We start from the raw sequence: 9,883 nt of genomic DNA on the forward strand, positions 1-9,883 counted from the left end.
TCCCTTTTTTGCATATCAACCATGACAAAAAAGGAGTCAATTATGGATCAATTAAATTGGAATGAAACAATTAATAAACTAAATGGCGTTGGTCCAGTTGCGACTGACAAATTTGCTTCCTTAGGTGTGAGTACCATTCGCGATTTAATGTTTCATTTTCCTTTTCGATATGAAGATTTACAAGCACGACCGCTTGAGTCAATTCTTGATGGAGAGAAAGTAACACTTAAAGGCACGGTAGTGACTCCAGCAGTTGTAAATTACTTTGGAGGCCGTAAGAGTCGATTGACATTCAGAATGAGTCTTGATGAGCATAATATTATTAGTGTCTCTTTCTTCAATCAACCTTATTTAGCAAAGAGTGTTGAAGTTGGTCAAGAGAAAGCAATCTTTGGAAAATGGCAAAGCGACCGTCAAAATCTATTAGGTATGAAAATTATTAAATTAAATGAAGATAATGGTGATTTTAATCCAGTCTATTCAACGACAAAAGGCTTAAAACAGACTCAAATCATTAAAGCGATAAAGTCAGCCTTTGAAGCGAGTGCCTCTTCAATTGTCGAAGTCATTCCTGATAATATTAATCATAAGTATCGATTGCTACCATTAAATAAAGCCTTGTATCAAATGCATTTTCCTAAAGATGCCCGAGAGTTTAAAGAAGCTGAGCGAAAAATTATTTTTCAAGAGTTTTTCTTATACCAATGGCGACTTCAAGCTACGATGCAGCAATCTCACAAAGAGAAGGGGATTCGTGTCGTGTACGATAATCATGATTTAAAAGAAATTATTATGCAATTGCCCTATCAATTAACAGAAGCACAAAAAAAGGCTGTCAATGAGATATGCTATGACTTATTAGCGCCATATCCTATGCGACGCATGCTTCAAGGGGATGTGGGGAGTGGTAAGACACTTGTTGCATTTCTAGGCATGATGGCTACTGTTTTAGCTGGTTATCAAGCTGTCTTAATGGTACCAACTGAAATCCTAGCTAAACAACACGTTGTGAATTTTAATCGAATTTTTGAAGACATGGGTTACCATAGCGAGATTTTAGTCAGTGCAATGAAAGCTAAAGAGAAGAAAGACGTCTTAGATGGACTTGAAAGTGGAAGAATACGAATTGTCATTGGAACGCATGCCTTAATTCAACCCGCTGTGACATATAAGCAATTAGGGATAGCAATTATTGATGAGCAACACCGGTTTGGAGTAGATCAACGCCATGCTTTGATGGAGAAAGTTGAAGTAGAAGAAACTTTAAACATCTTACAAATGACAGCAACTCCAATTCCACGTTCATTAGCCCAAACAATCTATGGGGATATGACGGTATCAACTATTGATCAATTACCTAAAGGGAGAATACCAATTGAAACAAAAGTAATCGATGAAGATAATATCGATTTCCTTTATAATAAAATGGCGGAAGAATTAAAAGAAGGACATCAAATATACTATGTTCTTCCCATCATTGATCAATCTGAACATTTAGAACAAATTGAGAATGTAAATGCGATTAAAGAAAAATTATCCATACAGTTTCCAGAGTGGAATGTAGGAGCTTTACATGGTCAATTGAGTAAAGATGACCAACAGCAAGTGATGAATGCTTATGAACAAAATGAACTTCAAATTCTAGTAGCAACAACGATGGTAGAAGTCGGAGTCGATGTACCTAATGCGACAATTATAGTTATCCATTCAGCTGAACGCTTTGGCTTAGCTCAGTTGCATCAATTAAGAGGACGTGTCGGACGTAGTAACCTACAAAGTTATTGTTACTTAATCGGTAAGCCGACAACTGAACAAGGTAAAAAGCGACTTGAAATAATGGAACAAGAATCGGATGGCTTCATTATAAGTCAAGAAGATATGAAGATACGCGGGATGGGTGATATCTTAGGCTTAGCCCAAAGCGGGATTCCTCAATTTAAGTATGCCAATCTATTCGAAGATCAACATATCCACAAAGTAGCCAAGGATGAAGTTACATGGTATTTAAATCACCCTTTAGAGTTAGAAGATCAGGAAATTAATGCAATCATTAATTGGTTGACAAACCAGCAAATAAAAATTTAGTATAGATAGAAATAAAAAGATAGTGGAGGGATAAAATGATTACAATTGCAATCGATGCTATGGGTGGCGACAATGCACCAAAAGCCATTGTTGATGGCGCTAATTTAGCAATAAAAACATTCAACGATATCCAAATTAATTTATATGGTGATAGTGAAAGTATTGAACAATACTTAGTCAAAGATGACCGTATTAAAGTCATTCACACAACTGAGATTGTCACTGGAGAAGATGAACCCGTGAGAGCCATTCGTCGGAAAAAAGATTCATCTATGGTTGTTGCTGCACGTGATGTCAAAGAAGGTAAAGCAGATGCTTTATTATCTGCCGGTAATACAGGGGCTTTATTAACAGCTGGTTTACTAGTTGTTGGACGAATTAAGAATATTGACCGTCCTGGATTAATGCCAATTATTCCAACGGTTTCAAAAGAATCACCTCAAGTGATCTTAATGGATGCTGGAGCAAATGCTGAAGTGAAACCTGTTAATCTAGAACAATTTACAGTATTAGCTAACTTTTACGCTAAAAATGTATTAAATGTAGAAAATCCACGTATTGGTTTATTAAATAATGGAACAGAAGAAGGTAAAGGGAATTCAATTACTAAAGAGGCTTTCGATTTAATGAAGCAATTAGATGATATTAACTTTATTGGGAATGTTGAGGCAAAATCAATCTTAACCGGAGAAGTAGATATCGTCATTACGGATGGCTTTACAGGTAACGCAGTCTTAAAAACTCTGGAAGGAACAGTTAAAAGTATTGTTGGATTGTTACTTGATACGCTAAAAAATTCTGGATTAAAAACTAAAATTGGTGCAGGTTTAATTAAAGACTCATTAAAAGAAACATTTAACAATCTAGATGATACGAAGCAAGGTGGGGCAGTTTTACTTGGCGTAAAATCTCCAGTAATTAAAGCACACGGATCTTCCAACGACGAAGCAATATTTAATGCGATTCGTCAAGCAAGAACAGTTGTAAGCGCGGGCGTCGTTCAAGATGCTGTAAATTATTTTGAAAATTAGAAACAAATGAGTGTGTCAATACATCTGATGTATTGCTTTCTATATGAACTCTAAAGCATATGAAAATAGAAAAAATTATAATTAATTAGAAAAAATGATAGACAAATGAGATGATTATTTGTATCATGTTATATAATGTAAAATTGTTATAATGAACGGAGGAGTATCAATTGAGTGAAAATCAAAATACTTTAAATACTGTAAGAGAAATGATTGTAGATCGTTTCGGTGTTCAAGAAGATAAAGTAAATGCAGAAATGACATTTGAAGACCTTGGAGCTGATTCATTAGACGTTGTGGAACTTGTTATGGAATTAGAAGATCACTTCAATATTCAGTTCGATGACGAAAGAATAGAAGAATTATCTACAGTAGGTGACGCAGTAAGATACATCGATGAATTAAAATAGTTCTATCCTTAGCAATATATAAAAAAACAACGCTGCTTGTTTTTCAATAAGTAGTGTTTTTATTTTTTTATAAAGGACACCGGAGGGAAATTATGGAAAGTAACAAGATAATATTGGAAATGAAAGACGTAGAAATTGGATTCCGTGTTAAAGATGATTACTATAATGCTGTAGATGGTGTGTCATTAACATTATCTAAGAATGAAAAATTAGCAATCGTTGGAGAATCTGGTTCTGGTAAAAGTACACTCGCAACAGCGATTGTAGGTCTTCATGATCCAAAAAATTCAAAACAAACAGGCGAAATTAACTATAAAGGCAAAAATATTTTAAACATGTCTGAAAAAGAATATCTAAAAATTCGTGGTGATGAGATTGGAATGATTTTCCAAGATCCATTAGCTTCATTAAACCCGTTAATGACGATTGAAGCACAAATTGAAGAGCCATTATTTTATCATACTAAATTAAATAAAAAGGAACGTCATAATCGTGTCCTCGAATTATTAGATCAAGTGGGAATTGCCAATCCAAAACGTATGGCAAAACAATATCCACATGAACTTTCAGGTGGAATGAGACAACGTGTTATTATTGCCATTGCTTTAGCATGTAAACCAGGTATCATCATCGCTGATGAGCCAACAACAGCTTTAGACGTTACGATTCAAGCACAGATTCTTGATTTACTAAATGAAATTCAAGAAGAAACAGAGTCAGGAATTATCTTAATTACCCATGACTTAGGAGTAGTTGCTGAAACGGCTGACCGAGTAGCTGTAATGTACGCAGGTGAGTTTGTGGAAATCGCGACTGTGGAAGAGTTATTTAATAATCCTAAACATCCATACACAAGATCATTATTAAGATCAATTCCACAATCTAATGATTTAGTGGATGAAGAATCAGGAGAATTACATGTTATTCAAGGTGTAGTTCCGTCAATCACAAATCTACCAAGAACAGGGTGTCGTTTTGCTCACCGAATTCCTTGGATTAACGAAGAGGAACATGAGCATAATCCTGAATTACACGAAGTAGCAGAAGGTCATTGGGTACGTTGTACTTGTCATGAAAACTTCTACTTCCCTGAGGAGGTTGAATAATGTCTGGATTAATAGAGATAAAAGATTTAAAAGTACATTATCCAATACGTAGTGGCTTCCTTAACAGAGTCACAGATTATGTATATGCAGTTGATGGTGTAGACTTATCATTCGAAGAAGGTAAAACTTACGGTCTAGTTGGGGAATCTGGATCTGGTAAATCAACAATTGGTAAAGCTATTGTTGGATTAGAAAAGATTACATCTGGTGAGATTTACTATAACGGTAAAGATGTTTCAAAAGAAGCTCGTAAACGCCGCTCAGACTATCGTCAGAATGTTCAGATGATATTCCAAGACGCTATGTCAAGTTTTAATCCTAAAAAAAGAATCGTTGACGTTTTAGCTGAGCCTATTCGTAACTTTACGAATATGACACCAGATGAAGAACGTCGTCGTATGATCGAACTTTTAGATATTGTTGGTTTAACAGAAGATGCTTTAACTAAGTATCCGCATCAATTCTCTGGTGGACAAAGACAGCGTATCGGTGTAGCAAGAGCTGTGGCAATTAATCCTAAATTAATTATCGCAGATGAGCCTGTATCAGCACTAGATTTATCAGTTCAAGCTCAAGTTCTTAACTTCATGAAGAGAATTCAAGAAGAATATAACGTCAGTTATTTATTTATATCACATGATTTAGGTGTAGTAAAACACATGTGTGATGAAATTGCGATTATGTATCGTGGGCGTTTCACAGAGTATGGTAATAAAGAGGATATCTATGAAGATCCTCAACATATCTATACGCGTCGTTTACTTTCGGCTATTCCTCAAATCGATCCTAACAATCGTGATGAGCATAAGAAGAACCGTTTACGCGTTGAAAAGATATATCAAGAAAACCAATCAAAATACTTTAGTGAAAATGGTCGAGTATATGATTTAAAAGCAGTCTCTGATACTCATTCAGTTGCTTTAAAAGATGTATCTTCGACTTTAGAAGGGGGCGCTTAATACTATGTGGAAAACAATATTAAGACGTGTTGTTCTCATGATACCCCAAGTGTTTATCCTTAGTATTATTGTATTTGTTCTAGGTGCAATGATGCCTGGGGATGCACTGACTGGGTTAGTGGATCCAACTATTTCTGCTGATCAAATTGAAGCAATGCGTGAACAATTAGGTTTAAATAAATCATGGCCAGAAAGATATATTGATTGGATGGGTGGCGCATTACAAGGAGACTTCGGTCGTAGTTGGGCACACCGTATGCCAGTAGCTCAAATTATTAGCCAACGTATCGGACCAACATTATGGCTATCACTATTAACTGTAATTATAACTTATGCAATTGCCTTACCTTTAGGTTTATTATCTGGTCGCTTCCAAAATTCTTTCTTTGATCGTACCGTTAACGTTTATAACTTTGTAACATATTCAGTACCGACTTTCGTATTAGGTCTATTATTTATCTGGTTATTCGGTTATACATTAGGTTGGTTCCCAACTCGTGGTACAGTAGGTTCTGGTATTCAACCTGGGACTTTAGAATATATTGGATCTAGAATTTATCATATGATTCTTCCTGCCTTTACAATGGGTATTTTAAGTACAACGGGTATTATCCAGTACTTAAGAACCGGAGTTGTAGATGCTAAATCTCAAGATTACGTACGTACAGCTCGTTCAAAAGGTGTACCAATGAATAAGATTTATAGTCGTCATATCTTCAGAAACTCAATGTTACCAATTGCGCAAAGTATGGGTTATACTTTAACTGGATTAATTTCAGGATCAGTAATTACAGAGCAAATCTTTACTTACCAAGGTATGGGACAACTATTTATTACATCGATTACTGGACGTGACTTTACAGTTATGACGACACTTGTACTGTTATTCGGTATTATGACTTTATTGGGAACATTAATATCAGATATTATTATGATATTTGTTGACCCAAGAATCCGAATCAACTAGAAAGGAGGAATGTTTCATGGATAAAGAAGAAAAACAATATAACAAAGAAGATCAAATAATTAATGAAGAAGCTTTAGATCAATCGTTAGAGGTAGCTCAAGCTGAAGGCGAAGCATTACCTCCGATGGGATTCGAAGTCATTCGAAGAGAATTTGTCAAAGATAAAGCAGCCATTGTTGCATTATTTGTATTCATTACAATCATCTTAATCGCATTTATTGGTTCGATGGTTGTGGATCATGATGCAGCAACTAAAGTTGATTTATTTAGTCGATATGCTAAACCAGGTGATAACGGTTTTATTCTTGGAGCTGAAGAGGGTGGACGTGATGTTCTCTCACTCTTAATTATCGGTACACGTAATAGTATATTTATTGGTTTTGCCGTAACTATTATTACATCAATTATAAGTATTGCTTTAGGAATTATTGCTGGTTACTATGGTGGATTCGTAGAAGATATTATGATGCGTATTGTCGACTTCATTATTATTTTACCGCCACTAGTATTAATCATTGTAATTGTAACAATTGTTCGTCAATTCGATATGTGGTCACTGATTGCTATTCTATCAGCATTAGGTTGGGCTGGAGGCGTTCGACTGTTCCGTACATCTGCTTTAAGTGAGGCGTCTAAAGATTATATAAGTGCTTCTAAAACGATGGGAACACCGGATTGGAAGATTATGTATCTAGAGTTAATGCCGAACTTAAGTTCATTAATCATTACAAACTTAACGTTAAGTCTTTCAGGTAACATCGGTATTGAGACAGGTCTAACTTTCTTAGGCTTCGGTTTACCATCTGAAACACCAAGTTTAGGTACTTTAATCGCTGCGGCGAACAACCCTGATGTTATTCAAAACAAAATATGGGTATGGCTTCCCGCTGTTGGAGTAATCTTAGCTCTAATGTTAAGTATTAACTATATGGGACAAGCATTCCAACGTGTGGCTGATTCAAAACAACGTCTTGGCTAAACAGTTACAAATACTATTTTAGAACCGAGCGATGCGTCGCTCGGTTTTTTTATGAGTTTTTTTCTAATGTAATGTGTAAAATTTGATGAAACTTAACTTATATATTGAATCTTTTATATATAAAAATCCATTCATTTAATAGAAAAAATATGGAAAGTGTATAAGAATAATGGAGTCTATAATATAAAAGTTTCGTTTAATTACATGATAATTAAAATAATTAAAAACTAATAAGAATAAGCTGAAACTATAGATATTAATGCGATAATGATTTAAAATGTATAATACCGCTTGCATTAAAATTGTATAATTTTTTTTATTTATTCTAATGCTAGGGAAATCATTTTATAGGAGGATTTTAATGAAAAAATCGTTTAAAAAATATGTTTCGCTAACAACTTTAGCTATGACATTTGCTTCGACTTTAGTTGGGCCTACGACGCAGTTAGTCTCAGCTCAAGAAGAAGGAGAAGATGGGGTATTAGAGTTTGATACTTTAGTACAAAATGAAGGTGAACCTATCGAAGGTGGTACTTTAAATTACGCTTTAGTATCAGATAGTACATTTTCTGGAGTTCTTAACAACTTATTATACACTGGTCGACCAGATGGTGAAATTATTAATTTCTTTAATCCAGGACTTTATGGATATGATGAAAACTTCACTATTGATAATTCAGGATTTGCTGATATCGAAATGGATCCAGAGAACAGCCAAGTAACGATTACTATTCCAGAAGGACATACATGGCATGATGGTGAAGAAATTACAATTGATGATGTAATCTTCCCATACTACGTTATTGGTAATCCTGATTATACTGGAATTCGTTACGGATCAGATTTCCAAAACGTTGCTGGTATGGAAGAGTATCACAATGGAGATGCTGATGAAATTTCAGGTCTTGAGCGAGTGGATGATTACACGTTAACAGTAACGTATAATACATTTAATAACTCAATGCTTCAAGCTGGGGGTGGTGTTTCTAATTATATCGAACCAGAACATCTACTAGGTGAAGTACCAGTGGCTGAATTGGAAGATAGCGAATATGTTCGTAAAAACCCAGTTGGTTTCGGACCATTTAAAGTAGAATCGATTACACCAGGTGAAGCGGTAACTTTAACTGCATTTGACGAGTATTATGATGGACGTCCTAATATCGATGAAATGGTTATTGAAGTAGTAAATCCTTCTACAATCGTATCTGAATTAAAAGCTGGAAACTATGATATTGCTTCATTACCGGCTGACCAATATGAAACATATGCTGATGCAACGAACTTTACTCCTGTTGGATTCTTAGAGAACGCCATTACTTATATCGGGTTCAAACAAGGAACATGGGATGAAGAGAACGGCGAAGTTGTACCAGAACCAGAACGTGTCACATCAAATAAAGCATTACGTCAAGCAATGGCTTATGCGATTGATAATAACGCAATTGCAACTCAATTCTATTATGGATTACGCCAAAACGCTAATTCACATATTACACCAAACTTTACAGAGTATCATAATGCTGAACAAGAGGGATATACATTTGATCCTGAACGTTCTCAACAATTACTTGCTGATGCAGGCTTTGTAGATAACGATGGTGACGGCTTTGTTGAAGACCCTAATGGAGAACCATTTACATTAGGTTTCGCTTCAATGTCCGGTGGAGAAACGGCTGAGCCGATTGCTCAATATTACATCCAATCTTGGCAACAAGTCGGTATTAACGTTGAACTCGTTGATGGACAATTAATGGAATTTAATTCGTTCTACGAACGTATTGAAGCAGATGATCCAGCCATCGATGTATTTCAAGCTGCTTTCGGTGTTGGTGGAGATCCAAACCAAAGTGGTTTATATGGTCGTTCTGCACCATTTAACTACACACGTTGGGCAACAGAAGAAAATGATGAATTGTTAGCAGCCATTGAATCAGAAGAATCCTTTGACGAAGAATTCCGTCAACAAGCATTCTATGACTGGCAAGAATATATGATTGAAGAAGTTCCAACAATCCCAACATTATTCCGTTACACATTAACAGCTGTTAATAACCGTGTAAGTCAATGGGATACTCAAATTGGGTCGGACTTAAAATGGTCAGATATTTACTTACTATCTGAAGAACCAACTGCTGAATAAGCTAAAAATTTAATATCGTATTTGAAAGCACCCAGCTGGGTGCTTTTTTTATACGAATATAATAATGATAAAATAAGCTTTAACATTAATATATCATCATCAAGTTATTAGATTTAAAAAATATTCTTATTTTTAAAATCATATAAAGCGCTACCAAATAATTCAAAGAACAATATAATGTAATATTTGAAAATTATAAAACG

The 9,883-nt window shown here is 35.1% G+C and carries 8 protein-coding genes; all 8 read left to right on the top strand.

The window, feature by feature from the left end; all coding sequences use genetic code 11:
* Window positions 1–21 precede the first annotated feature (21 nt).
* The 8 genes from recG to HW423_RS04995 all read left to right on the top strand — a co-directional run bounded on the left by recG (window position 22) and on the right by HW423_RS04995 (window position 9,680).
* Complete coding sequence (gene recG, locus HW423_RS04960) at window positions 22–2,085, top strand: ATP-dependent DNA helicase RecG (protein WP_268951465.1); 2,064 nt, start codon at window positions 22–24, stop codon at window positions 2,083–2,085.
* 35 nt (window positions 2,086–2,120) lie between these two features.
* Window positions 2,121–3,116, top strand: coding sequence for a phosphate acyltransferase PlsX (gene plsX / locus HW423_RS04965; RefSeq protein ID WP_218930833.1), 996 nt, complete (start codon window positions 2,121–2,123; stop codon window positions 3,114–3,116).
* Between the two features lie 170 nt (window positions 3,117–3,286).
* Complete coding sequence (gene acpP, locus HW423_RS04970) at window positions 3,287–3,526, top strand: acyl carrier protein (RefSeq protein WP_197104863.1); 240 nt, start codon at window positions 3,287–3,289, stop codon at window positions 3,524–3,526.
* A gap of 92 nt (window positions 3,527–3,618) precedes the next feature.
* Window positions 3,619–4,632, top strand: coding sequence for an ABC transporter ATP-binding protein (locus HW423_RS04975; protein ID WP_218930834.1), 1,014 nt, complete (start codon window positions 3,619–3,621; stop codon window positions 4,630–4,632).
* Entirely contained in the window at window positions 4,632–5,591 is a 960-nt protein-coding gene (locus tag HW423_RS04980; protein WP_218930835.1) for an ATP-binding cassette domain-containing protein, read from the top strand. The genes HW423_RS04975 and HW423_RS04980 overlap by 1 nt, the downstream gene beginning before the upstream one ends.
* A 4-nt stretch (window positions 5,592–5,595) precedes the next feature.
* Window positions 5,596–6,558 (top strand): oligopeptide ABC transporter permease, encoded by a 963-nt coding sequence (gene opp4B / locus HW423_RS04985; RefSeq protein WP_218930836.1) that lies wholly within the window; start codon window positions 5,596–5,598, stop codon window positions 6,556–6,558.
* Between the two features lie 16 nt (window positions 6,559–6,574).
* Window positions 6,575–7,537 (top strand): ABC transporter permease, encoded by a 963-nt coding sequence (locus HW423_RS04990; protein WP_218930837.1) that lies wholly within the window; start codon window positions 6,575–6,577, stop codon window positions 7,535–7,537.
* Window positions 7,538–7,898: 361 nt separating this feature from the next.
* Window positions 7,899–9,680, top strand: a complete 1,782-nt coding sequence (locus HW423_RS04995; RefSeq protein WP_218930838.1) for an oligopeptide ABC transporter substrate-binding protein — start codon at window positions 7,899–7,901, stop codon at window positions 9,678–9,680.
* The last annotated feature ends 203 nt before the right edge of the window (window positions 9,681–9,883 follow it).

It is taken from the genome of Ruoffia halotolerans (assembly GCF_014049385.1).
In the GTDB taxonomy this organism is placed as follows: domain Bacteria; phylum Bacillota; class Bacilli; order Lactobacillales; family Aerococcaceae; genus Ruoffia; species Ruoffia halotolerans.

What these genes read in the sequence shown, in the direction of transcription:
- HW423_RS04990 (WP_218930837.1), top strand. Translation starts at nt 6,575, where the DNA reads ATGGATAAAGAAGAAAAACAATATAACAAAGAAGATCAAATAATTAAT.
- HW423_RS04975 (WP_218930834.1), top strand. Translation starts at nt 3,619, where the DNA reads ATGGAAAGTAACAAGATAATATTGGAAATGAAAGACGTAGAAATTGGA.
- HW423_RS04995 (WP_218930838.1), top strand. Translation starts at nt 7,899, where the DNA reads ATGAAAAAATCGTTTAAAAAATATGTTTCGCTAACAACTTTAGCTATG.
- opp4B (WP_218930836.1), top strand. Translation starts at nt 5,596, where the DNA reads ATGTGGAAAACAATATTAAGACGTGTTGTTCTCATGATACCCCAAGTG.
- recG (WP_268951465.1), top strand. Translation starts at nt 22, where the DNA reads ATGACAAAAAAGGAGTCAATTATGGATCAATTAAATTGGAATGAAACA.
- HW423_RS04980 (WP_218930835.1), top strand. Translation starts at nt 4,632, where the DNA reads ATGTCTGGATTAATAGAGATAAAAGATTTAAAAGTACATTATCCAATA.
- plsX (WP_218930833.1), top strand. Translation starts at nt 2,121, where the DNA reads ATGATTACAATTGCAATCGATGCTATGGGTGGCGACAATGCACCAAAA.